This window comes from Mycobacterium marseillense, assembly GCF_010731675.1.
Lineage (GTDB): Bacteria > Actinomycetota > Actinomycetes > Mycobacteriales > Mycobacteriaceae > Mycobacterium > Mycobacterium marseillense.
In genome coordinates this window covers 1,117,250-1,140,323 of sequence record NZ_AP022584.1, presented here as the reverse complement: position 1 = coordinate 1,140,323, position 23,074 = coordinate 1,117,250, and the positions used below count along the sequence as shown (strand labels likewise).

The 23,074-nt window shown below is 68.3% G+C and carries 22 protein-coding genes; 17 read left to right on the top strand and 5 right to left on the bottom strand.

Annotated features, from left to right (window positions below; all coding sequences use genetic code 11):
* Window positions 1-20 precede the first annotated feature (20 nt).
* Genes G6N26_RS05145 through fadD1 form a run of 7 tightly spaced genes read left to right on the top strand, consistent with a single transcriptional unit; the run spans window position 21 to window position 6,904 of the window.
* Window positions 21-1,154 carry an acyl-CoA dehydrogenase family protein gene (locus tag G6N26_RS05145; RefSeq protein WP_067174061.1) on the top strand — a complete coding sequence of 378 codons (1,134 nt, stop codon included), beginning with the start codon at window positions 21-23 and terminating at the stop codon, window positions 1,152-1,154.
* Window positions 1,147-1,647 carry a MaoC family dehydratase gene (locus tag G6N26_RS05140; RefSeq protein WP_067174064.1) on the top strand — a complete coding sequence of 167 codons (501 nt, stop codon included), beginning with the start codon at window positions 1,147-1,149 and terminating at the stop codon, window positions 1,645-1,647. Before G6N26_RS05145 ends, G6N26_RS05140 begins: the two co-directional genes overlap by 8 nt.
* The gene (locus G6N26_RS05135; protein WP_067174068.1) at window positions 1,644-2,099 is read left to right on the top strand and encodes a MaoC/PaaZ C-terminal domain-containing protein; all 456 of its coding nucleotides are present in this window, start codon (window positions 1,644-1,646) and stop codon (window positions 2,097-2,099) included. Before G6N26_RS05140 ends, G6N26_RS05135 begins: the two co-directional genes overlap by 4 nt.
* On the top strand, window positions 2,096-3,298 hold the full coding sequence (locus G6N26_RS05130) for a thiolase family protein (RefSeq protein WP_083018602.1): 1,203 nt from the start codon (window positions 2,096-2,098) through the stop codon (window positions 3,296-3,298). Before G6N26_RS05135 ends, G6N26_RS05130 begins: the two co-directional genes overlap by 4 nt.
* A gap of 2 nt (window positions 3,299-3,300) precedes the next feature.
* Complete coding sequence (locus tag G6N26_RS05125) at window positions 3,301-3,711, top strand: Zn-ribbon domain-containing OB-fold protein (RefSeq protein ID WP_083018600.1); 411 nt, start codon at window positions 3,301-3,303, stop codon at window positions 3,709-3,711.
* Window positions 3,708-5,303, top strand: coding sequence for a flavin-containing monooxygenase (locus tag G6N26_RS05120; protein WP_083018598.1), 1,596 nt, complete (start codon window positions 3,708-3,710; stop codon window positions 5,301-5,303). Before G6N26_RS05125 ends, G6N26_RS05120 begins: the two co-directional genes overlap by 4 nt.
* Complete coding sequence (gene fadD1 / locus G6N26_RS05115) at window positions 5,300-6,904, top strand: fatty-acid--CoA ligase FadD1 (protein ID WP_225323423.1); 1,605 nt, start codon at window positions 5,300-5,302, stop codon at window positions 6,902-6,904. The genes G6N26_RS05120 and fadD1 overlap by 4 nt, the downstream gene beginning before the upstream one ends.
* Here the strand turns inward: fadD1 and G6N26_RS05110 are convergent.
* Window positions 6,893-7,765, bottom strand: a complete 873-nt coding sequence (locus tag G6N26_RS05110) for a DMT family protein (protein WP_067174082.1) — start codon at window positions 7,763-7,765, stop codon at window positions 6,893-6,895. The genes fadD1 and G6N26_RS05110 overlap by 12 nt on opposite strands.
* 220 nt (window positions 7,766-7,985) lie before the next feature.
* Between G6N26_RS05110 and G6N26_RS05105 the strand changes: the two genes are divergently transcribed.
* From G6N26_RS05105 to G6N26_RS05065, 9 genes are all read left to right on the top strand, one after another.
* Window positions 7,986-9,083, top strand: coding sequence for a ferredoxin reductase (locus tag G6N26_RS05105; RefSeq protein ID WP_067174086.1), 1,098 nt, complete (start codon window positions 7,986-7,988; stop codon window positions 9,081-9,083).
* Window positions 9,084-9,099: 16 nt separating this feature from the next.
* The gene (locus G6N26_RS05100; protein WP_067174088.1) at window positions 9,100-10,509 is read left to right on the top strand and encodes a fatty acid desaturase family protein; all 1,410 of its coding nucleotides are present in this window, start codon (window positions 9,100-9,102) and stop codon (window positions 10,507-10,509) included.
* Between the two features lie 133 nt (window positions 10,510-10,642).
* Complete coding sequence (locus G6N26_RS05095) at window positions 10,643-11,959, top strand: molybdopterin-dependent oxidoreductase (RefSeq protein WP_083018596.1); 1,317 nt, start codon at window positions 10,643-10,645, stop codon at window positions 11,957-11,959.
* Window positions 11,952-12,494, top strand: a complete 543-nt coding sequence (locus G6N26_RS05090; RefSeq protein WP_083018594.1) for a hypothetical protein — start codon at window positions 11,952-11,954, stop codon at window positions 12,492-12,494. Before G6N26_RS05095 ends, G6N26_RS05090 begins: the two co-directional genes overlap by 8 nt.
* Before the next feature lie 448 nt (window positions 12,495-12,942).
* Window positions 12,943-14,556, top strand: a complete 1,614-nt coding sequence (locus tag G6N26_RS05085) for a class I adenylate-forming enzyme family protein (RefSeq protein ID WP_083018592.1) — start codon at window positions 12,943-12,945, stop codon at window positions 14,554-14,556.
* The gene (locus G6N26_RS05080) at window positions 14,543-15,316 is read left to right on the top strand and encodes a class II aldolase/adducin family protein (protein ID WP_067176919.1); all 774 of its coding nucleotides are present in this window, start codon (window positions 14,543-14,545) and stop codon (window positions 15,314-15,316) included. Before G6N26_RS05085 ends, G6N26_RS05080 begins: the two co-directional genes overlap by 14 nt.
* Before the next feature lie 38 nt (window positions 15,317-15,354).
* Window positions 15,355-16,623 (top strand): amidohydrolase family protein, encoded by a 1,269-nt coding sequence (locus tag G6N26_RS05075; protein ID WP_067176922.1) that lies wholly within the window; start codon window positions 15,355-15,357, stop codon window positions 16,621-16,623.
* A 97-nt stretch (window positions 16,624-16,720) separates the two neighbouring features.
* Window positions 16,721-17,191 carry a GbsR/MarR family transcriptional regulator gene (locus tag G6N26_RS05070; RefSeq protein ID WP_083018590.1) on the top strand — a complete coding sequence of 157 codons (471 nt, stop codon included), beginning with the start codon at window positions 16,721-16,723 and terminating at the stop codon, window positions 17,189-17,191.
* The gene (locus G6N26_RS05065; protein ID WP_083018588.1) at window positions 17,188-18,009 is read left to right on the top strand and encodes a class I SAM-dependent methyltransferase; all 822 of its coding nucleotides are present in this window, start codon (window positions 17,188-17,190) and stop codon (window positions 18,007-18,009) included. Before G6N26_RS05070 ends, G6N26_RS05065 begins: the two co-directional genes overlap by 4 nt.
* Window positions 18,010-18,013: 4 nt before the next feature.
* Here G6N26_RS05065 and G6N26_RS05060 read toward each other — a convergent pair whose 3' ends face one another.
* The gene (locus tag G6N26_RS05060; RefSeq protein ID WP_067176932.1) at window positions 18,014-19,039 is read right to left on the bottom strand and encodes an NAD(P)H-dependent flavin oxidoreductase; all 1,026 of its coding nucleotides are present in this window, start codon (window positions 19,037-19,039) and stop codon (window positions 18,014-18,016) included.
* 76 nt (window positions 19,040-19,115) lie between these two features.
* Here G6N26_RS05060 and G6N26_RS05055 point away from each other — a divergent pair, with 76 nt between their 5' ends.
* On the top strand, window positions 19,116-20,717 hold the full coding sequence (locus G6N26_RS05055; protein ID WP_083018678.1) for an arylsulfatase: 1,602 nt from the start codon (window positions 19,116-19,118) through the stop codon (window positions 20,715-20,717).
* Between the two features lie 40 nt (window positions 20,718-20,757).
* On the opposite strand, the gene G6N26_RS05050 is transcribed toward G6N26_RS05055, so the two are convergent.
* The 3 genes from G6N26_RS05050 to G6N26_RS05040 form a co-directional block, all read right to left on the bottom strand.
* On the bottom strand, window positions 20,758-21,423 hold the full coding sequence (locus G6N26_RS05050; RefSeq protein WP_083018586.1) for a class I SAM-dependent methyltransferase: 666 nt from the start codon (window positions 21,421-21,423) through the stop codon (window positions 20,758-20,760).
* Between the two features lie 69 nt (window positions 21,424-21,492).
* Window positions 21,493-22,332, bottom strand: a complete 840-nt coding sequence (locus tag G6N26_RS05045) for a sugar phosphate isomerase/epimerase family protein (RefSeq protein WP_083018584.1) — start codon at window positions 22,330-22,332, stop codon at window positions 21,493-21,495.
* Window positions 22,329-22,910, bottom strand: coding sequence for a SecDF P1 head subdomain-containing protein (locus G6N26_RS05040; protein WP_083018582.1), 582 nt, complete (start codon window positions 22,908-22,910; stop codon window positions 22,329-22,331). The genes G6N26_RS05045 and G6N26_RS05040 overlap by 4 nt, the downstream gene beginning before the upstream one ends.
* Window positions 22,911-23,074: the final 164 nt, after the last annotated feature.

The window sequence follows — 23,074 nt, the reverse complement described above, 5'->3', positions numbered from 1 at the left end:
GGGAGCCTCGCACACCACCGATGAAGACGATCCTGTCCGCCGAACAGCGCGAGTTCGCCGCGGCGTTACGCGCCCTGCTGGCCGCCGAGAACCCGGTCAGCCTGGTGCGCACCCGCGACGAACCGGGCGCGGACCGCCGCACGCCCGCGCTGTGGAAGGCGCTCGCCGACGCGGGCGTCTTCGGCCTCGCCATCGCCGAGGAATACGGTGGCGCCGGCGGCACCCTCGACGACCTGGCCGTGTTCTATACCGAAGCCGGCCGCGCGCTGTGCCCGACGACCGTGCACAGCAGCGTGCACGCCGCCCTCGCCGTCGACCGGCTCGGCTCCCCAGAGGCCAAGGCGGCCTGGCTACCGCCGCTCGCGTCCGGCAGCGTCCGCGCCACCACCGCGCTGTGGAACGCCCGCGACGCCGCGCTGGGCGCCCCGACGCTGCGCGCCGACGCCACCCCGAACCGGTGGCGGCTCAACGGAACCGCGGACTACGTCGCCGACGCCGACGTCGCCGACCTCATCGTGGTGTCGGCCGCCTCGTTGCGGGACACTGCCGAACGCACGCTGGTCTTCGTCGTCGACGCGCACGCCGGAGGTGTGAGCATCGAACCGCTCGACATGGTCGGCGGGCACCGGGCGTTCACGGTGCGCTTCGACGACACGCCCGTGGCCGACGATGCCGTGCTCGACGGCGTCACCGCGGCGGGGCTTCGTTGGCTGGCCAACTCCGCGGTGGCGCTGGGATCACTCGACCTGGTCGGGGTCGGGCAGGCCGTGCTGGACCGCACCGTCGACTACACCAAGCTGCGTCATCAGTTCGGCCGGCCCATCGCCTCGTTTCAGGCGGCCCAGCATCTGATCGCCGACATGCACATCGCCCTGGCGGCCGCGCGATTGGCCTCCCACGCGGCGGTCTTCTGGCTGGGGCGCGGCCGCACCGCGAGCAGGGAAACGGCCATCGCCCGCATCCATGCGGCCACCGCCGCCCGGCTGATCACGCTGGACGCCCACCAACTGCACGGCGGGATGGGCTATGTCACCGAGACGGACCTGCATCTGTTCAGCGAACGGGCCCGCCTCGGAGCGACGCTCGGCGGCGGTGCCGACGTCGCGGCGTCGTGGCTCGAGGAGACCATGAGGGAAGGGAGCGCGGGTGAGTGAGGACAGCTTGATCGACGCGGAGTCGGCGTCGCGGGTGGGCACCGTCGCCGCGTCGGCGACCGGTGAGGTGAACCGGCGCGATTGGCAGCGGTGGGCGGCGGCGGTGGGGGAGAACAACCCGTTGTATTTCGACCCGGACTACGCCCGCGCCAACGGCTTTCGCGATGTCATCTGCCCACCGCTGTTTCTGCAGTACGCGATCCTTGGGGTGTCGCGGCTCGAGTCGCTGCGTCCCGACGGATCGTCCGGCGCGGTCTCCGGCAGCCTCGCGTTTCCCCGTGCCCCCAAGCGGATGGCCGGCGGGGAGAGCTTCACCTTCCACCTGCCGGCCTACCACCGCGACGAAATCGAAATGGTCCGCACCATCGAGTCGATCGTCGAAAAGCAGGGTCGCTCCGGGAGATTCGTCCTCGTCACCTGGCACACGGTGTACCGCAACCAGGACCGCGACCTGCTGGCCGAGGCGTCCACGTCGATGATCGCCCGCCCATGAGCGACCCGCAGGTCTTTTATGACGACGTCGCCGTGGGCGATCACATCCCCACGCTGAGTATCACGGTCGACGAAACCCAGATGTTCTTCTTCTCCGCCGCTACGTACAACGGCCACCGCATCCACTACGACAAGGAGTGGGCCCGCGACACCGAGGGATACGACAACGTGCTGGTGCACGGCCCGCTGCAGGCGGCGCTGCTGGCCCGCGCCCTCGGGGACTGGATCGGCGGGCGGGGCCGCCTCGTCACGTTCTCGGTACAAAACCGGGCGATCGCCTATCCCGGTGAGCCGCTGAGTTTCGGGGGGGAGGTCACCGGCAAACGCCCGGGCGACAACGGGTTTGGGGGATACGGCCTGGTCGATCTCGACATCGCCGGTCGCCGCGGCGACACGGTGCTGATGCCGGGCAGCGCGACGGTCGCGCTGCCGCGGCGGGAGAACCAGGCATGAGCGGGCTGCGCGGGGAAGCCGCGATCGTCGGCATCGCCGAGTTGCCGGCAGAACGGCGTCCCACCCGGCCGGCGCAGTTCACCCTCGACCAGTACGCGCTGCTGGCGAAGCTGGTGATCGAGGACGCCGGCATCGAGCCGGGTTGCGTCAACGGCCTGTTGACCCACGGCGTCGCCGAATCGGTGATGTTCGCCCCGGCCACCCTGTGCGAATACCTGGGTCTGGCACTGGATTTCGGTGAAAGGGTCGATTTGGGTGGGGCCACCGCGGCCGGCATGGTGTGGCGGGCCGCGGCGGCCGTCGAACTCGGCATCTGCGAGGCCGCACTGGCCGTGGTGCCCGGGTCGGCGTCGGTGCCGCAGTCCGAGCGGCGGCCCGCGCCCGACCCGAACTGGTATGGCGCCTCCTCCAACAACTACGGTTCGCCGCAGGCCGAATTCGAGATCCCCTACGGCAACGTCGGCCAAAACGCGCCCTACGCGCAGATCGCCCAGCGGTACGCGGCCGAGTTCGGTTACGACCCCGCCGCCGTCGCCAAGATCGCCGTCGACCAACGCACCAACGCGGGCGCGCACCCCGGCGCGGTCTTTCACGGCGCCCCGATCACGGTTAACGACGTGCTGGACAGCCCGATGATCGCCGACCCCATCCACATGCTGGAAACGGTGATGCGCGTGCACGGGGGAGCGGCGGTGTTGATCGCCAACGCCGACATCGCGCGCCGCGCCCGCCACCGTCCGGTGTGGATCACGGGCTTCGGCGAACACATCGCCTTCAAGACCCCCACCTACGCGGACGACCTGCTGTCCACACCCATCGCGCGCGCCGCCGAACGGGCCTTCGCGATGGCCGGGCTGGGCCGGTCCGACGTCGACGTCGCCTCCATCTACGACTGCTACACCATCACGGTGCTGATGAGCCTGGAGGACGCCGGATTTTGCGCGAAAGGCACAGGCATGTCGTGGATTAGCGAACACGACCTGACCTACCGCGGGGACTTCCCGCTCAATACCGCGGGCGGGCAATTGTCCTTCGGTCAGGCCGGAATGGCCGGCGGCATGCACCATGTGGTCGACGGCGCGCGCCAAGTCATGGGACGCGCCGGCGACGCGCAGGTGCCCGACTGCCACACCGCGTTCGTGACAGGTAACGGCGGCATCATGAGCGAGCAGGTCGCGCTGCTCCTGCGGGGGGATTAACGATGAACCGCCGCGCCGATGCACCCGCCCCCGAGCCCACGCCGGTCTCCCAACCGTTCTGGGACGGCCTGGCGCAGCGCCGCATCCTGGTGCAGTACTCGCCGTCGCTGCAGCGCTACGTGTTCTACCCGCGCACCCTCGCCCCGGGCAGCCTCGCCGATGACCTGGAATGGCGTGAGATCGACGGCGCCGCAACGCTGTACACCTTCACGATCGCCCGCCGGCCCACTGGGCCGCCGTGGGCCGACGCGCTGCCGCAGCTGCTCGCGGTGGTGCGATGGGACGTGGGACCGAAGTTCAGCACCGAGCTGGTCGACGTCGATCCCGACGACATCCGGATCGGGATGCGGGTGGAGCCGGTGTTTAGTGACCTCGAAGGCGGGGTCACGCTACTGAAGTACCGGCCGGCATGACCGAGGTGAGCGACGTCATCGTCATCGGCGCCGGGTTCGCCGGGCTCTACGCCGTGCACCGGGCCGCTTCGGCCGGCCTGTCGGTGACCGCCCTCGAGGCCGCGCCCGATGTGGGCGGCACCTGGTACTGGAACCGCTATCCGGGCGCACGTTGCGACGTCGAGAGTGTGGACTATTCCTATTCTTTCGACGAAGAGCTGCAGCGCAGCTGGCAGTGGACCGAACGTTTCGCGGCCCAACCGGAGATCCTTGCTTACCTTCGGCACGTCGCCGACCGCTTCGACCTGCGCCGCCACTACCGGTTCGGCGTCGACGTCGTCGACGCTGCCTTCGAGCGAGGCCGGTGGCAGGTCGACACCGCGACCGGCGAAAGCCAGACGGCACCGTTCCTCGTGTGCGCCACCGGCTGCCTGTCAGCGGTCAACCGGCCCGATATCCCCGGCGTGGAGGGCTTTTCGGGCGAGGTGTATTTCACCGCCGCGTGGCCGCGGGAAGATCCCGAGCTGCGCGGCAAGCGCGTGGGGCTCGTCGGCACCGGATCCTCGGGGATCCAGGTGACCCCGATCATCGCCGCGCAGGCCGAAAACCTCGTCGTATTCCAGCGATCGGCGAACTACACCATCCCGATGCCCAACCGGCCCTGGTCGGCCGACGAACAGCGCCAGATCCAGGAGCAGTACCCCGACCGTCGCCGCGCATCGGCCTACGCGTCGGCGGGCACGCCGCACGGCACCTACCACAAGAACGCCGTCGACACCGACCCCGAGGAGCGGGCCGAAGCGCTGTGGAAGCGCTGGCGCGAGGGCGGCGTCCTTTTCGCCAAGACCTTCCCCGACCAGACCAGCGACCCGTCCGCCAACGAGGTCGCCAGGAAGTTCGCCGAGGACCGCATCCGGGAAATCGTCACCGATCCGGCGGTCGCCACCGATCTTATCCCGGTCGATCACCCGATCGGGACCAAGCGGATCTGCACCGACGACGGCTACTACGCCACCTTCAACCGCGACAACGTGCGGTTGGTGAATCTGCGCCGCGAGCCCATCGAGGCGATCACCGCCGACGCCGTGCGGACCACGACGACGACCTATCCCTGCGACGTGCTGGTGTTCGCGACCGGATTCGACGCCATGACCGGGGCGCTGACCCGCATCAACCCGCGCGGTCCCGGGGGCGAGCGGCTGCGCGACATCTGGTCCGACGGACCCATCACCTTTCTCGGCCTGATGGTGCCGGGCCTGCCGAACCTGTTCACCGTCAGCGGCCCGGGCAGCCCGTCGGTGCTGGCAAACATGGTGCTGCACGCCGAGGTTCAGGTCGACTGGGTCATCGACCTGGTGCAGGCCGCCCGGCGACTCGGTGTGAGCGAGGTCGAACCCTGCCGCGACGCCGCCGTCGAATGGACCGAGCAGGTGGCCGAAGCGGCCGAGCGGACGCTGTTCCCGCGGGCCGCATCGTCGTGGTACCTGGGCGCCAACATCGAAGGCAAGAAGCGGGTCTTCATGCCCTACATCGGCGGGTTCGGTACCTACCGCCGGCACTGCGACGACGTGGCCGCCCGCGACTACGCCGGGTTGGTGCTGAGGACCCGATGACCGAGACGATGCAGCTCGAGACGGTGCAGCAGCTGCTGCGACAGCGCCGAAACGACGACACCCCCGCGATCGCCCACGGCGAAAAGACGTGGACCTGGCGCGAGTACCTCGCCGAAGCCGAGGCCGAAGCCGCGGCCCTGATCGCACGCGCCGATCCCGCCCGGCCGTTGCATGTCGGTGCGGCACTGGGGAATTCGCCGGCCATGCTGCGGGCGATGGCCGCGGCTGCGCTCGGCGGCTACGTGTTGTGCGGCCTCAACACGACCCGCCGCGGCCCCGCGCTGCTCGCCGACATCCGGCGCTCGGACTGCCAGATCCTGCTCGTCGACCGCGATCACCTACCCCTGCTGGAGGGGTTGGATCTCAACGGGATTCAGGTTGTCGACGTGGGCGGGGCGAGTTACGCCGAGGCGCTGGCCGCGGCCCCGCCGCTGACCCCGCATCGCGAGGTCGCCGCCGCCGACACGTTCATGATGATCTTCACCTCGGGGACCAGCGGTGACCCTAAGGTGGTCCGGTTCGCGCACGGCATGGCGATCATGTGCGGCGCCAGCCTGATCTACCAGTACGACGTCACCGCCGCCGACGTGTGTTACCTGGCGATGCCGCTGTTTCACTCCAACGGCGTCGCGGCCGGGTGGGCGGTCGCGATCGGCAGCGGGGCCACCATGGTGCCGGCCAAGTTCTCACCGAACCGCTTCCTGGAGGACGTGCGGCGCCACCACGTGACCTACCTGAACTACGTCGGTAAGCCCCTGGCGTTGATCCTGTCCACCCCGGAGCGTCCCGACGACGCCGAGAACACCTTGCGTGTGGCCTTCGGCAACGAGGCGACCGACCGCGACATCGCCGAATTCGCACGGCGTTTCGGCTGCCGCGTGGTGGACAGTTTCGGATCCAGCGAGTTCGCGGTGATCGTGGTCCGCGAAGACGGCACCCCGCCCGGCTCGATCGGCAAGCCCTACCCCGGGGTGAGCATCTACAACTCGACCACACTGACCGAATGCGCCGTCGCGAAGTTCGACGCGCACGGGGTGCTGACCAACTTCGACGAGGCCGTCGGCGAGCTCGTCAACACCCAGGGAGCCGGACCCTTCGTCGGCTACTACAACGATCCCGGCGCCACGGCCGAGCGGATGCGGCACGGGATGTACTGGTCGGGCGATTTGGCCTACCGGGACGCCGACGGCTGGATCTACCTGGCCGGCCGCACCTCGGACTGGATGCGGGTGGACGGGGAGAACCTGGCGGCCGCCCCGATCGAGCGGATCCTGGCGCGCCTGCCCGGGATCAGCCAGGTGGCCGTCTACGCCGTCCCCGACGAGCGGGTCGGCGACCAGGTGATGGCCGCGATCGTGCCGCGCGCCGGGGCGGACCTGACGCCGGCCGCTTTCGGTGAGTTCCTGGCCTCGCAGCCCGATCTGTCACCCAAGGCGTGGCCGCGCTACGTGCGCATCAACGATCAGCTGCCCGCGACCGCGACCAACAAGATCCTCAAGCGCGCGCTCATCGCCGCGGGCGTCAGCGCGCAGGGTGGGGTGTTGTGGGCGCGGCCCGCCCGCGGCACCACATATGCGCGGGCGGTTGAATCAGGGTCCTGAGACAGGGGTGACCGGTGCGGGTGCTTCCCCGAACCGCGCCAGCACCAGCGTTCCGGACACCGCGACGGCAAACCCGGCGATCACCAACCAGCCCAGCCCGTCGCGCGCGGTGTCGCCCAGCCAGGCCACTCCGACGAACGCCGGCGCGAGTGTCTCGCCGACCACCATGCCCGCGACCGCCGCGGTCACCGAGCCGCGATGTAGCGCCGAAGTGAGCAACAGAAACCCCGCCGCCCCGCCGACCGCGGCCGCGTACAAGGCGGGGTTGGTGTAGAACGAGCGCTTGGTCGGATCCATCACGTCGATCAGGCGCACGCCGACCTCGACGACCCCGAATCCGCTGCCGGCTCCCAGGCCCAGGGCGAGCGCACGCGCACGGTCGGGCAGTCGCCCGGCGGCGGCGCCGGCGACGAAGATCGCGGCCGCCACGCCCAACAGCCCCCAGCCGAGCCCGGCCGGGGCATGTCGAAAGTGCCCGGGCCCGGCGGCCAGGGCGAGGGCCACGAGGCCGACACAAACCACGCCGACGGCCGTCCATTCCGCGGGCGACAGCCGCGCCGACAAGACCCATGCGGCCACTACGCCGGTGACCGCGATCGACGCGGCCAACGCCGCCGCGACGACATAAATCGGCACCAACCGCAGCGCGGCCACCTGAAGCAGAAACCCGACGACGTCGAGACCGACGCCGATCAGGTAGCGCCACTGCCGGGCGGCCCGCAACAGCAACACGGTGTCGACGCCCGAACCGCTGCCGGCTTCCACGGAGCGGGTTCCCGCCGCTTGCAACACGGTCGCGGTGCCGTAACAGACCGAGCAACCCAAAGCGAGGAGAAAGCCGATCAACACAACCACCGACATTAGCCGCGCAGGGCGTGCCGCCGATCTGAACAAATGTTTGGGCGAGGGTCACCCGGGGCACGCCTGCGTTGCGTATCGTGCCAGCCCCAAACCTCCGCGACACCCGCCAGTGAACGGGTAAGCGTGTGCAATAGCCGCGTTGCGCATATGTCTAACGTTGCGCTGCAACATGTTTCATATCGATGTTTAGCCTCGGTGTACATCTGTGTACTCTCGGGACATGGCTGAACGCGGTGCCCAGCCCCACGTCCCCCGGGGGCGTCGGATGTTCCTGCGTGCTGTGCGGCGATTGTTCAGCCCGCTACAGCCCGACGACTACCTCGAGATGATCAATCCGCTGTGGACCACCAAGGAGCTGCGCGGAAAGGTCGAGCGCGTGGAGCCGCAAGGCTCGGAAGCGGCCAGCGTCCTGATCAAGCCCGGCTATGAATGGCCTGGTCACCAGCCCGGGCAGTACGTGCGGCTTGGCGTCGTCATCGACGGCGTCTACCACTGGCGCGCGTATTCGCTGACGTCGGATCCGGCGCCCGAAGACGGGCTGATCAGCGTGACGCCCAAGAAGGTGGACGGCGGCGTGGTGTCGCCGTATCTGGTGCAGCGGATCCAGCCGGGGGACCTGGTCCGGCTCGGCGAGATCGAGGGCGTGTTCACCCTGCCCGAACCGCTGCCGCCCAAGCTGCTGTTCATCAGCGCCGGCAGCGGCATCACGCCGGTGATCAGCATGCTTCGCAGCCTCGACCATCGCGACGCGTTCGGTGACGTCGTGGTCATCCACTCCGCGCGCACCCGCGAGCAGGTGATGTTTTTGTCCGTCCTCGAAGACCTCGCCCGCCGCCACCCCGGGATGCGGCTGGATCTGCGCCTGACCGGCGAGCGGGGCCGGCTCAAGCCGGGTGACTTGGACGAAGCCTGCCCCGACTGGCGCGAACGCGAGACCTTCAGCTCGGGCCCCGGTGACATGCTCGACGCACTGATCGAGCACTGGGAGGCCAACGCCGACCGCGAACGGCTGCATTTCGAACGGTTCCAGCCCAAGATCGGCGGCGACGCCAACGCCGGCGAGGGCGGCACAGTGTGCTTTCTCGACAGCGAGAAGTCCGTCGAATGTGACGGTGGCACATCGATTTTGGAGGCGGGGGAGAAGGCCGGCCTGAACCTGGCCTACGGCTGCCGCATCGGCATCTGCCATACCTGCGTCGGGACGCTGAAATCGGGACGGCTGCGCGACCTGCGCTCGGGTGACGTCATCGAGCCGACCGAACAGGACGTCCGCATCTGCATCAACACCGCCGAAGGCGACGTGGAACTCGAACTGTGATGGAAAGGAGCGGCTCATGACCAGCGCCGTGAAGAAAACCGGGCGAGAAAGCCCACTGGACCGGCTGAGCGAGCAGGAAATCGAAAAGCTCGCCAAAGAGCTGGATGCGATTCATGACGAGGTCTTCGCCGACCTGGGGGACCGGGACCGTCGGTACATCAAGACCGTCATCTCGGCGCAGCGGCAGATCGTGGTGGTCGGCCGGGTGCTGCTGCTGGCCTCCAGGTCGAAGATCGCATGGGCGCTGGGCACCGCCTGCCTCGGCATGGCCAAGATCTTGGAGAACATGGAGATCGGCCACAACGTGATGCACGGTCAATGGGATTGGATGAACGATCCCGATATCCATTCCTCGGTGTGGGATTGGGATACCGCATCGACCGCGGAATCCTGGAAGCACTCCCATAACTACATCCACCACACGTACACGAACATCCTCGGCAAGGACAAAGACCTCGGCTACGAACTCCTGCGGATCGACCCCGCGCAGAAGTGGGTCCCGCGCTACCTGTTTCAGCCGATCTCCAACGTGCTGCTGATGCTCCTGTTCGAGTGGGGTGTGGCGATCCACGACATGGATATCGAGGCCATCCGGCGTCGTGAGAAGCCGTGGTCGGAGGTGCGCAAGGACCTCAAGGGCATCAGCGGCAAGGCGCGCGCGCAGATCATCAAGGACTATCTCGGTTGGCCGTTGATCAGTGCCGGCGCATTCGCCCTGGCCCAGCTGGCTATGCGCGGCAGGATCGAGCAGCCGGCGCGATCACGCCTGGGCAAGCGGCTGCGCAAGGTGTCGAACAGGGGTCGCATCGCGGCCCTGGCCGGTTTCCTCGACAAGACCGCGCCCGGTGTGGAAAGCACCTACCTGCGAACCCTGGGCGCTGACGCCGTCGCCAACTTGATCCGCAACGTGTGGTCGAACGCCATCATCTTCTGCGGCCACTTTCCCGACCAGGCCTACAGCTTCACTCAGGAGGAGGTCGAGGACGAGACCCGCGGCGGTTGGTATGTGCGCCAGCTGCTGGGCGCCGCGAACATCGAGGGCAGCCCGCTGTTCCACATCATCAGCGGCAACCTGGGCTATCAGGTCGAGCATCACCTCTACCCCGACATGCCCAGCAGCCGATACTCGGAGATCGCGCCGAAGATCAAGGACATCTGCGAGCGCTACGAATTGCCTTACAACTCAGGCCCGTTCGGAAAGCAGTGGCTGATGGTTCAACGCAGCATCTTGCGGTTGGCATTTCCCGGTGGAAAGCCCCGCCCCAAGCCGGGCCCGTACCGCGAACCGGCCGGCCGTCGCGGCCCGGAACGCCCCAGCGAAGGCACCCGGTTCAGGCAGCGGGTCCCGGCCGAACACCCGGCCGCCGGTCCCGAACACGAGGCCACCGGCGTCGAGGTGCAGCCTCCGCCACGCGGCAAAGACTGACCGCACTCTCGGGTCGCGCCGAGAGTGGGGCGTATGCACGAATTCGGTGCACGTCTCGTACCTAGCGCCCACGTCCGGCGCGATGTAGGTCCAATCTGAACCATTTTCGGCGACCGGTCGTGGATCATCATCGATGATGCCCCGCGTCCGCAGCGCCGACACCGACGAGACCGAGCCGACGGTCGATTCCGGCGGCGAACGCTTGCCCGCGCGGCTCTGGCGCAGCCCGCTGCGCGGGCCATGGCTGACGTCGGTGTTCGGCTCGGCGCTGTTGGTGACGCTGCCCATCGTCATCCTCACGGGTCTGCTGTCCTACGCCGCCTACGGGCCGCAATTCGGCCAGGCGATTCCCGGCGACGTCGGCTGGCTGAAGTTGCCGAGTTTCCAGTGGCCTACCCACCCGTCCTGGCTGTACCGGCTGACCCAGGGACTCCACGTCGGACTCGGGTTGGTCCTGATCCCCGTGGTGCTCGCCAAGCTGTGGTCGGTGATACCGAGGCTGTTCGTGTTGCCGCCCGCACGATCGATAGCCCAACTGCTGGAACGGGTTTCGCTGCTGATGCTCGTCGGTGGCATCCTGTTCGAGATCGTCACCGGGGTGCTGAACATCCAGTACGACTACATTTTCGGGTTCAGCTTCTACACCGCCCACTATTTCGGCGCCTGGGTCTTCATCACCGGATTCGTCATGCACGTGGCGGTCAAGAGCCGGCGCATGTGGTCCGGGCTGCGCTCGATGTCACTGCGCGACGTGCTGCGCACCGGACGGGCCGACACCGAGCCGGAGCCCTGGCAGCCCGACGGCCTGGTCGCCGCCCACCCGGGCCCCGCGACGATGAGCCGGCGCGGCGCGCTGGCGCTGGTCGGCGGCGGCGCCTTCTTTCTCGCGGTCATCACCGCCGGTCAAACCCTGGGCGGGTACGCCCGGCCCGCCGCGTTACTCCTGCCGCGCGGGCGCAGCCGCGGGAGCGGGCCGACTGACTTCCAGGTCAACCGGACCGCGGCGGCCGCCGGCATCTCTGCGGAGGACACCGCCGGCCGATGGCGGCTGACCTTGAGCGGCGGACCCCGGCCGGTGAGCGTGGACCGCGCCGCCCTGCTGGCGATGCCGCAACACACCGCCGCGTTGCCGATCGCCTGCGTGGAGGGCTGGTCGACCACCCAAACGTGGAGCGGGGTGCGGCTGGCCGAACTCGCCCGCCTTGCCGGTGTGCCCGCACCGGAATCGGCGCGCGTGTCGTCGCTGGAGCGCTCCGGTGCCTTCGCCGGCGCCACCCTGCAGAGCAGCCAGGTGCTGCACCCGGACGCGCTGCTGGCGCTGCGGGTCAACGGCACCGACCTGTCCCCGGACCACGGCTTTCCCGCGCGCATCATCGTGCCGGCGCTGCCCGGCGTGCACAACACCAAATGGGTGGCCGCCATTGACTTCCGGATGGCCGCACATGCGTAGCGCGTTCGTGAGGCTTTATGGGTCCCACCCGCTGCACCTGCTGACGATGATCGCGGGATTCGCGCTGCTGGGCTACGTGGTCGCGACGGTCAGACCGGCCACGTTGTGGAACCCCGACGTGTGGTGGCAGTCGATTATCGTGTGGTTCGCCGCCGCCATCGTCGCCCACGACCTGGTGTTGTTCCCGCTCTACGCGTGCCTCGACCGGCTCCTCGACCGGTTGCCGGCACGCCGACCGCAGCGTCCCGGTCAGCGCGTGCCCGTGCTCAACTATCTGCGGGTGCCCGCGCTGGGTGCGGGCCTCACGCTGCTGGTGTTCCTTCCCGGGATCATCGAGCAGGGCGCCGCCACCTACCGGGCCGCGACCGGTCAGACCCAGGACCCGTTCCTGGGGCGGTGGCTGTTGTTGACCGCAGCGATGTTCGCGGTCAGCGGGGCAATCTACGCCACCCGGACGGCAACGGCGCGGCGACGGACGCGGACGCGGGAAAGGTCGTCCCGGGCAACGAATCAACCCTCCGGCGACGGGCCTTAGAGGATTCTTGGTGACTCCTTGGAGTGTCCTTCCGGGTCCGCGCGCGTCCTGTGCATCCCGTTTGGCCTAACTAGAGTCGCGCCATGTGGGTAGGCGAAACGAAAGAACAGGAGCCGCGTTCTGCGTGGGGGTCACCGCGATGGTCTTGGCGCTGGGCTGGTCGCCCGGCACCGCGGCTGAACCGACGACGTTAGCCGCTTTGTCCGGCCCCGCGCAGGTGTCGCAAAGCGACCCCGACGGAGCGGTGCCCGTGCAACCCACCGGCGGAAACGGCTGCATCATCGGTCTCAATTGCGGGTGCCTGCACAACTGCCATAAGTCGCGTCCCCACCCTCCGAACGTTCCCGCCAAAACGCAACGCTCCACTCCCGCCCCGAGGAATCCCTAACCGGTCGATTCTCGGCGGGAGTGCGACCGCCGCCCGCTTCGTTTTCCTATCATTGACCGGATGAGCGCCGGTGGGCTGGATATCGAGTCGTCGCCGGCGTTCTCCGAACAGGACCCGGCCCGGTTTCGCGCCGAGGGCTGGTGGTGCGACACGACGCTGTCGGACGCGGTGCGCCGCAACGCCGCACACACACCGGACCGTCCTGCCTATGTCGACCACGCCAAGGCGTCCCTGACGTGGCATGAATTCGACGATATCGCAACACGTTTGGCCCAGACCCTGGCCGGTACCGGCATCGCGCGCGGGGATCGGGTCGCGGTATGGCACGGTGACTCCGCGGCCATCCACGCCCTGTTCGTCGCCATCGAACGCTGCGGGGCTGTGGTCGTCGGCGTCGGCGCGCGGGCGGGCACCCGCGAGGCCACCGCGATACTGCGCAGCGCCCAGCCGAAAGTCCTGATCAGCGACGAACCCCACCGCGACGCCGCAGCGGGCGTCGCCGACGAACTGGGACTGCCCGCGCTGCTGTTGAGCCGGGCGCTTCGCCTGGACGTCGACGCCGAGCCCGCGGCGCCGGCGGCCGCCTCCCGGCTCGGCCCCGACGACGTTTTCCTGATCAATTCGACCTCTGGGACCACCGGGCTGCCCAAGTGCGTCGTGCACACCCAGAACCGTTGGCGTTACTTCCACCAGAAGGCCGTCGCCAACGGGCTGCTGACGGCCGACGACGTCTTCCTGCCGGTGATACCCACGCCGTTCGGGTTCGGGCTCTGGACCAGCCACACCACGCCGATCTACCTCGGCGCCACCGCGGTGCTCCTGGACCGGTTCACGACCAAAGCCACCTGCGAAGCGATCGACCGACATAAGGTCAGCGTATTGTGTTGTGTCAGCACGCAATTGACTATGTTGATGGCGGACCCGGTGAGCCGCGAGCACGACTTGAGTTCGCTGCGCGTCGTCTACACCGGCGGGGAGGCATTGCCGTATCGCCCCGCGGCCGAATTCGAGGAACTCACCGGCGCCAAGATCCTGCAGTTCTTCGGCTCGAACGAGACGGGGATGCTCAGCGCGACCACCGTCGATGACTCGCGTGAACGTCGGCTGCGGACGGGGGGCCGGATCATCCCCGAAATGTCGGTGCGGCTCTTCGACGGCGACCGCGACGTCACCGAAACGGGGTGGGGGCAGCCCGCATGCCGGGGCCCGGCCACCAGCCTGGGTTACCTCGGCGGCACCGACCACGACAAGCTGTTCACCCGCGACGGGTGGATGCGCATGGGCGACATCTGTGAGATCGACGCGGACGGCTATCTGCGGGTCACCGGGCGCACCTCCGATTTCATCGTGCGCGGCGGCAAGAACATCAGCGCAAGCCAGGTCGAAGACGCCGTCACCACCCATCCCGCCATCGCGGTGGCGGCGGCGGTCGCCATGCCCGATCCGGTGTTCGGCGAAAAGGTCTGCCTCTACGCCGAACTCACCGGCCCGGCCACCATCGACCTCCCCGAGCTCGCCGAACACCTGCTGGCGCTGGGCGTTTCCAAGGAACTGCTGCCCGAACGCCTCATCATTCTCGACGAATTGCCCCGCTCGTCGGGCGGAAAGATAGCCAAGGGCCGACTTCGCGAGGATATTGGAGCCAGGATGGAGGCTGGTCATGAACGCACCTGACGCACGCCGTGGCGGGCTGGAAGTCTGGGCGCCGTCGGTGGTTCCGCCGATCGGCGTCGAGCTCTCCCACGAGCAGGCGCTCGCCATCGCGTTCCGTCACCTCGCCGGCATCGGATTCGCCGAGAACATGGCCGGGCACATCACCTGGCAGCTCGACGGTCAGACGGACATGTTCGTCAATCCCTGGGGTCTGTGGTGGCAGGAGATCACCGCCTCCGATATCTGCGTGGTGGACGGCGACGCGCGCGTGGTCGGCGGCCGCTGGGACGTCACCCCGGCCATCCACATCCACACCGAACTGCACCGCGTCCGCGACGACGCCCGCGTCGTCATCCACAACCACCCCTACTACGTCTGCGTGCTCGCCGCGCTGGGCAGGCTGCCGGAGCTGGTGCATCAAACCGGTTCGCTGTTCCTCGACGACCTGTGCCTGGTTGAGGCCTACGACGGCGAAATCGACAGCCCCACCCGGGCGGCGGATCTCGCGGCCCGCATCGGCGCGGCCAACCTGACCATCCTGGCCAACCACGGCGTCATCGCGACCGGCCGCAACCTGCCCGAGGCCGTCTACCGCGCCGCCTCGATCGAGCGGGTCTGCAAGCTGGCCTACGACGTCATGCTCACCGGCAAGGAGCCGGTGGCCATGCAGTGGTCGGACATGGCCGGCATGCAACGCTCGCTGATCGAACGCGCCGCCGACGTGTACTGGGCCGGGGCGGCGCGCCTGACGATCAAGGCCGATCCCGATGTGCTCACCTGACCGCTCGCCCCACCTCTGAGCCACAAGGAGATTCACGCGTGAAATCGATCGACGAGCTGGCCACCGACCTGAGCTTCACCACGGCGAAGACCGGCACCGAGCGTTCGGTCACCTTTCTGCCCGATCCGCCCCGGGCGCGGCGCCGCTACACCGTGATCTCGGTCGACGACCACATCGTCGAACCCCCGGACACGTTCAACGGCCGGCTGCCCCGAAGATTCGCCGACCGGGCGCCCAAGGTCGTCGACACCGACGGCGGGGGACAGACCTGGGTGTACGACGGGCGGGAGCTGCCCAACGTCGGCTTCAACGCCGTGGTCGGGCGGCCGGTGGCGGAGTACGGGTTCGAGCCCGTCCGATTCGACGAGATGCGCAGGGGCGCATGGGATATCCACGAACGCGTCAAGGATATGGACCTCAACGGGATCTACGCCTCGCTGAACTTCCCCTCGTTTCTGCCGGGCTTCGCCGGGCAGCGGCTGCAGCAGGTGACCGCCGACCGCGAGCTGGCGCTGGCCTGCGTGCGGGCATGGAACGACTGGCATTTCGACGTTTGGGCGGGCTCGTACCCCGACCGCATCATCCCCTGTCAATTGCCGTGGCTGCTCGACCCCGAGCTCGGCGCGAAGATGATCTATGAGAACGCCGACCGTGGCTTTCACGCCGTGACGTTCAGCGAGAACCCGGCGATGCTCGGCCTGCCGAGCATCCACACCGACCACTGGGACCCGATGATGGCCGCGTGCGCGGAGACCGGCACCGTGGTGAACCTGCACATCGGGTCGTCCGGGTCGTCGCCGTCGACCACCGCGGACGCGCCGCCGGATGTCCAAGGCGTGCTGTTTTTCGCCTACGCCATCTCCGCGGCGGTGGACTGGTTGTACTCGGGCCTGCCCAGCAGGTTCCCCGATCTCAAGGTCTGCCTGTCCGAGGGCGGAATCGGTTGGGTGGCAGGGTTGCTCGACCGCCTCGACCACATGCTCAGCTATCACGCGATGTATGGCACCTGGCAGGCGCTCGGCGAGCGGCTGACCCCCGCGGAGGTGTTGGTCCGCAACTTCTGGTTCTGCGCGGTCGAGGACAAGTCGTCGTTCGTGCAGCGCGACCGAATCGGTGTCGACAACATCATGCTGGAAGCCGACTACCCGCATTGCGACTCGACGTGGCCGCACACCCAGCAGACCATCCACGAACAGATCGGCGACCTGCCGCCCGACGTCATCCGTAAGTTCAGCTGGGAGAACGCCTCCCGCTTGTATCGGCACCCGGTGCCGACCGCAGTGCAGCAGGACCCCGAGGCATTCTGACCCGCAAGCCGAGCCCCTGATCGCGGGCGGGGTTCCGCGAGCGCTTCATCTGATGTACGTTACGTTTAGTATGTACTGAACGAACTGATGGAGGCGTATGTCGCCGGAAGAGGCCGAGTTCGTTGACCGCCTCGGGCTGTTCTTCGAACTACTCGGCGCCACCCGCACCATGGGCCGGCTCTACGGGTGGCTGCTGATCTGCGATCCGCCGCAGCAGTCGCTGACCGCGCTGGCCGCCGCGTTGTCCGTGAGCAAGGCGTCGATCAGCACCGTCGCCCGGCAGTTGCTGGAAGGCGGCATGGTGGAGCGGTTGCCGAGCCCGAACCGCCAGCACCTCTACCGGGTCACGCCGGGCGGGTTCACCAGCGTGCTGGAAACCCAGTTGTCGCTGATGCGGCGGGGCATCGAACCCGCCGAATTCGCGCTGTCGGTGCTGGGCGAAGACCGTGCCGAACAACGGCAACGCGTCGAGGACTTCCGGGACTTCTGCGAGTTCTGCACGCAGGCCTACCGCGACCAGCTCATGGAAATGTGGATGCAATACCGAGCGAAGAGGAAGCAGCGATGACCGCAACGGACAAAGTCGACTTCAGCTCGGTCGCCTGGGGCTCGGTGGAATGGACGAACCTCGTCACGCTGTATCTGCGCGCGTGCGAAAGCCGTTCTAAGCGGCCGATCTTGGGCGACACCGTCGCCGCGGACGCGGTGGACCGGATCAGCTACGACTTCAAGCGCATGCGCCGCAGCACGCTGCCCGCCTCCAACCAATACCTGGTCGCCCTGCGCGCCAAGAAGTTCGACGACTGGTGCGCCGATTTCCTCTCGCGTCATCCCGACGCCGTCGTCCTGCACCTGGGATGCGGTCTGGACGGGCGAGCCTTTCGGCTTGACCTACCACCGTCGGTTTCGTGGTTCGACGTCGACCAGCCCAGCGTCATCGGGTTGCGGCGGCAGCTCTACGACGACACCGAGCACTACCGGATGATCGGCTCGTCGGTGACCGAACTGCACTGGCTGGATGGCGTTCCCACCGGGCGTCCCACCCTGGTCGTGGCCGAAGGGTTGCTGATGTATCTGCGCGAAGAGGAAGTCCGGCGGCTGCTGCAGCGTCTGATCGACCGATTCCCCGGCGGAGAAATGCATTTCGATACGCTCTCCGCGCTGGCCCCGCTGTTGTCCAAGGTCTTCACCCGGGGCATCATCGCCTGGGGCATCCGGGACGCGCGCCAGGTGGCGGCGTGGCATCCTCGGTTGCGGTTTCTCGAGCAGACGCCCGCGCTGGCCGGTTACGAGCACATCCCGTCGACCGCGGTGCGGATGATCTACAAGGTCACCTGGGTGACGGGCGGGCGCGGCTACGACGTGCTCAACCGTTTCGAATTCTGAACTGTCACAGGTCGGAGGCCAGCCGGCGCAAGATGTCGGTCGCGGGCTCGGCGGTGGCGTGCCGAAAGCCGGTGCCCGCCCACAGGTGTACGTAGTCCGGCTGCCCCGCCGCCGCTGCGGCCTTGCGCAGCGGGCTCGTCAGGTGGTGGATGGCCGGATAGCCCGGGGGCGCCTCGGCTTCGTGGGCGTCGATGAACGCGTTACGCAAGCCGCGGGCGGGTCGGCCGGTGAAGGCCCGGGTCAGCACGGTCTCGGTGTATGCGGGATCGGCCAGTGCCGCCTGATGGGTGGCCGACGCGCCGCTTTCGGTGGCGCGCAGCAGCACGGTCCCGACGGCGGCCGCGGCCGCGCCCGCCCGGATCACCTCGGCCACGGCGGCCGGCGTGGCGAGCCCGCCCGTGGCCAGCACCGGCAGCGGCACCGTCGCCGCGACCTGCCTGACGAGATCGACGATGCCTACCGGCGTCACGGGCCGCAACGGCGACAGGGTGCCGGAATGCCCGCCGGCGGCCGCCGCCTGCACGGCGAGCATGTCGACCCCGGCGTCGTGCGCCTGCGCCGCCTCCTCGGCCGTCGTGACGGTCTGGACGACCACGCTCTTGGCCTTTTGCAGCGCCGCGATGACGTCGCGCGACGGAATTCCGAACGTGAACGACACCATCGGAACCGGATCATCGAGAAGCAGCTCGATCTTCTCGTCGAATCTGTCGTTGTCCTCGACGGGCTCGGACGGCAGCGTCAGGCCGAACTGGTCGGCGTCGGCCGCAATGATCGAGGCGTAGGCCCGGTAGCGTTGCGGGTCGACCGGCACCGGGTTCGGCGCGAACACGTTGACGCCGAACGGGATCCCGTCAGCGCGAACGGCTTTGATCTCATCTTCGACGGCCTCCACGGTCTTGTAGCCGGCGGCCAGCAGGCCCAGCGCGCCCGCGCGGGCGGCGGCCGACACCATGGCCGGCGTGGTCGGTCCGCCCGACATCGGGGCCGCAACCAACGGAATGGACATCCCAAACTGGGCCGACATCTCCATGCCTCGACAATATCGGCCGGTATCGGCGGTGCGGCGGCGTTACACCGTGACCGCCGACCTGGCAGGATGCTTGAGCGTGAAGCGCCCCAACTTCCTCGTGATCGTCGCGGACGACCTCGGGTTTTCCGATCTCGGCGCCTTCGGCGGCGAGATCGAGACGCCCAACCTCGATCGGCTCGCCTACTCCGGGATCCGGCTCACCGATTTCCATTCGGCGCCGGCCTGCTCGCCGACCCGGGCGATGCTGTTGACGGGGACCGACCACCACATCGCCGGCATCGGCACGATGCTCGAGGTGGCGTCCCCGGAATTTCGCGGCGCGCCGGGCTACGAGGGCTACCTGAACGATCGGGTGGTCGCGTTGCCCGAACTCCTGCGCGACGCCGGATATCTGACGCTGATGTCGGGCAAATGGCATCTGGGCGCCACCATCGAGCGATCGCCGTGGGCGCGCGGATTCGAGCGCTCGTTCGCGCTGCTGCCCGCCGGGGCCAGCCACTACGGGGGAGCGGGGGCCCGCGGGTTTTCGCCGGTGCCAACGCTTTACACCGAGGACGACCAATTCGTCACCGTCGACGACGACTTCTACTCGTCGGACTCCTACACCGACACGTTGCTGCGGTACCTGGACGAGCGCGCGCCCGACGACGACCGCCCCTTCTTCGCCTACCTGCCGTTCCAAGCGCCGCACTGGCCGCTGCAGGCGCCCGACGAATCCGTCGCGAAATACCGCGGCCGCTACGACGACGGGCCGGACGCGCTGCGCGAGGAACGACTCGCCGCCCTCAAGCGACTCGGACTGTGCCCGCCCGACGTCGAAGCGCACCCGGTGGTGGCGGACGGGGCGCCGGAGTGGACCGACATGACCGACGAGCAGCGCGCGCGTTCGGCCCGCAGCATGGAGGTTTACGCCGGGATGGTGGACCGTATGGATCACAACGTCGGCCGGGTGATCGACTACCTGTCGGCCAGCGGCGAACTCGACAACACGGTGGTTATCTTCCTGTCCGACAACGGCGCCGAGGGTGCGATCGTGGAGGCGATGCCGCTGCGCGGAGCGGAGATCGCCGCGCAGATCGAAAAGCATTGCGACAACAGCCTCGACAACCTCGGGCGGCCCACGTCCTTCATCTGGTACGGCCCGCGCTGGGCGCAGGCGGCCACCGCGCCGTCGCGGCTGCACAAGGCGTTCACCACCCAGGGCGGCATCCGGGTGACGGGCTTCATCACCTTTCCGGGTTTTGCCCGGCAGCAGCAGATCGGCACCGCGTTCAGCACCGTCATGGACATCGCGCCCACCCTGCTGGAGCTGGCCGGCGCCACGCACCCGGGCACGTCCTACCGCGGCCGCGAGGTGGCCCCGATGCGCGGCCGCTCGCTGGTGGAGTATCTGACGGGCGCCTCGGAGACCGTGCACGGCGCGGACACCGGAACCGGCTGGGAGTTGTTCGGCCGCCGCGCCATTCGCCAGGGCGACTGGAAGGCGCTGCACCTGCCGGCTCCCCACGGCCCCGGCGACTGGCAGCTCTACGATTTGGCCGCCGACCCCGGCGAAATCCACGACCTCGCCGCGTCGCATCCCGACAAGCTGGCCGAGCTGGTGGCGCTGTGGGACCGCTACGTGGCGGAGACCGGCGTGCTCCTCGAGCCCGTTTCCGTGTTCGACACCGAACGCTAGCGATCGGCGGAGTCACCCCGCTGGAAAAGCGCCTCGTCGATCACGTGCCGGGTCGGACGGCCTCAAATAGCTCGACTGAACCGCTGTGCCGCGCGACCAAGACGTCGAGTCCCGAATCCCTGAGCCAGCGCTCCACGTCACCGGCCTGCGGCGTATTCCCGAAGAACCCGGCCCCCCGCAACGCCGTCACAAAGCGATCTTGGCGCCAGCCACGACCACGTACACACGTGCTCCCGCGAAGAACTCCTCCCGGCTTGATCACGCGCGCAAGTTCGACTACCGCAGCGTGCGGGTCAGCAAGACAATGCAGTCCGTTGAACGTCAATATCAGATCAAAGGTGTCGTCCTGGAAGGGCAAATCAGTGACATCCGCGTCGGTGAACTCCATGAGGGCGGCCACGCCCAACTGAGTTGCCCTGCTGCGCGCGCGCCTCAGCATGTCCGGGGAAATGTCTGCGGCCACGTAGTGGCAATCCTGGCCGGGGCGCAAGCCACGAAAGGCAAAACCCCCACCGCACGGGACGTCGAGTACATGCGCGCCGGCGGGAGCATCAGAGACACGCTCAACCATCGCCAACAGGTCAGGTAACGCCAATCCCCACAACGCTTTCGCGCCCATCGCAGCCACATTGTCATTCATTGCCGCCGCGTTATATAACGCCGATGCCACCCGAGCGGCACGCCAGCGGTCCGTTACCTGCCCCATATGCTGACTCTAAACTGCGCAACGCTGCGGCGACAGGGGCCCGTTCGTTGCCGCAGGCCTTCGGGCGCGCTATCCGGCCTGAGCGTTGGCCAGCAGCCGGCGTGCCGCCTCGACGCACGGGCGCAGCCGTTCGATCGGGCTCACCCCGGCCAGCGCCAAAGACCTTTGCGGAACCTCGATCTCGAGGACCGTGTCAACCGGAAGCGCCGAAAGGATGTCGCGCAGCGGCAATTCGCCCTCGCCGGGCACCAGGCGCTCGAACATGGCCTCCTCCATGTAGTCGTCGGTGCGTGGCCGCAGCGTCGTGTCGTTGAGCTGGGCGTAGCCGATACGGCCGGGGTCGACGGCCGCCAGTTCGGCGGCCCCGGAGCCGGAGCGCACCAGGTGCATGGTGTCGATCAGCAACCGGAATTCGCTTCGCCCAACGTAATCCGTGGCCGCCAGGCCGGTGGCGAGGTCGCCGATCGTCAGGCCGGGCACCGGTTCGACGACGGTGCAGATGTTGCGCCGGGCGGCAAGCTCGGTCAGCGCCGCGAATTGGTCGAAGGTGCGCGAAAGGTCGGGATCGAGGCTCACCACGTTGATCCGGGGTACCCCTAGCCCGGCCAACGCGTCGAGGTCGGGTTGGAGCGCGTCAACCTCGGCGCCGGGCAGCACGAGGAATCCGTCGCCGAGTGAGATGGTGACGCCGCGATCGTCCATCGCGGCGAGCAGATCCTTCCTGAGCACGGCGTCGTCCGTCAGCGAGATGGGCGGGTAGCCCAGCGGCACCAGCGGCATCCCCCGGACGGCGGCCGAGATGTGGCGGCAGCCGAGCTCCGCGGCCAGATCCACGAACTCGATTGGGGGAAGACCGAATACGCTGAGCATGCCGAGGGCGAGGCGATCGGGACACCCCGTCGCGGTCACGCGGGACGACCCACCAGCTGGGCCAATTGTGCTGCCCCCTCGGCCGTTTGAGTGGTCAGCACGATCCGTCCGGAGGTGACCTGTTCCTCGATGATCGGTGCTTCCAATACCAGGTTGTCACGGATGAAGGCCACATGGTCTTTCACATGCTCGGCGGTGAACAACGCCCAGGCCGCCGTCGACGGCGGATCGAGCACCAGGGTCACCTCGAAGAAATCTGCCGTCAAGGCCTTGGGCGGTTCCACGTGTATCAGCCCGAGCTGCATGGTTTCCGGACCGAGTGTGTAGACGTTGGCCCCGGAGATGTCGCAGGTGTTGAGGGCGTCGGCCGGGGCCACCGGGACGTTCGGGCCCATGTCGGGGCACTTGGTGGCGGGCGTCGTCGGATGTGATTTCGTCACCGGCCGAACCGGCAGTGGCGCGATCTTCACGACCGGCGGCGCGGGCGGTGGGGCGGGCGCGGTGGACGTGCCGGTCGTCGGCGGGCTGGACGGCGCGGGCTTGTGAGCCTCGTGGCAGCCGACCGTCAGCGTGACAAGCAGGCCGATGGACCCAAGCCAGGCAACGGCATTGCTCACGCGAGCTCGACGGCGACTCATCGCAACACACTTTACCCAGGTCTTGGCCGAAGTCTCGGAACTCTTGCACCGCAGTTTCTTTGGTGCCGCGAGCCACTTGGGCTTCGAGGCCCCGACCCGCCCCGTCGACGCCGCCCTTTACGGACACTACGAATATAGAGTAG

Bases quoted from the DNA above. Each gene is read 5' to 3' on its own strand.
- G6N26_RS05145 (WP_067174061.1), top strand. From the start codon at position 21: ATGAAGACGATCCTGTCCGCCGAACAGCGCGAGTTCGCCGCGGCGTTA.
- G6N26_RS05135 (WP_067174068.1), top strand. From the start codon at position 1,644: ATGAGCGACCCGCAGGTCTTTTATGACGACGTCGCCGTGGGCGATCAC.
- G6N26_RS05130 (WP_083018602.1), top strand. From the start codon at position 2,096: ATGAGCGGGCTGCGCGGGGAAGCCGCGATCGTCGGCATCGCCGAGTTG.
- G6N26_RS05125 (WP_083018600.1), top strand. From the start codon at position 3,301: ATGAACCGCCGCGCCGATGCACCCGCCCCCGAGCCCACGCCGGTCTCC.
- G6N26_RS05120 (WP_083018598.1), top strand. From the start codon at position 3,708: ATGACCGAGGTGAGCGACGTCATCGTCATCGGCGCCGGGTTCGCCGGG.
- fadD1 (WP_225323423.1), top strand. From the start codon at position 5,300: ATGACCGAGACGATGCAGCTCGAGACGGTGCAGCAGCTGCTGCGACAG.
- G6N26_RS05110 (WP_067174082.1), bottom strand. From the start codon at position 7,765: ATGTCGGTGGTTGTGTTGATCGGCTTTCTCCTCGCTTTGGGTTGCTCG.
- G6N26_RS05105 (WP_067174086.1), top strand. From the start codon at position 7,986: ATGGCTGAACGCGGTGCCCAGCCCCACGTCCCCCGGGGGCGTCGGATG.
- G6N26_RS05100 (WP_067174088.1), top strand. From the start codon at position 9,100: ATGACCAGCGCCGTGAAGAAAACCGGGCGAGAAAGCCCACTGGACCGG.
- G6N26_RS05095 (WP_083018596.1), top strand. From the start codon at position 10,643: ATGATGCCCCGCGTCCGCAGCGCCGACACCGACGAGACCGAGCCGACG.
- G6N26_RS05090 (WP_083018594.1), top strand. From the start codon at position 11,952: ATGCGTAGCGCGTTCGTGAGGCTTTATGGGTCCCACCCGCTGCACCTG.
- G6N26_RS05085 (WP_083018592.1), top strand. From the start codon at position 12,943: ATGAGCGCCGGTGGGCTGGATATCGAGTCGTCGCCGGCGTTCTCCGAA.
- G6N26_RS05080 (WP_067176919.1), top strand. From the start codon at position 14,543: ATGAACGCACCTGACGCACGCCGTGGCGGGCTGGAAGTCTGGGCGCCG.
- G6N26_RS05070 (WP_083018590.1), top strand. From the start codon at position 16,721: ATGTCGCCGGAAGAGGCCGAGTTCGTTGACCGCCTCGGGCTGTTCTTC.
- G6N26_RS05065 (WP_083018588.1), top strand. From the start codon at position 17,188: ATGACCGCAACGGACAAAGTCGACTTCAGCTCGGTCGCCTGGGGCTCG.
- G6N26_RS05060 (WP_067176932.1), bottom strand. From the start codon at position 19,039: ATGGAGATGTCGGCCCAGTTTGGGATGTCCATTCCGTTGGTTGCGGCC.
- G6N26_RS05050 (WP_083018586.1), bottom strand. From the start codon at position 21,423: ATGGGGCAGGTAACGGACCGCTGGCGTGCCGCTCGGGTGGCATCGGCG.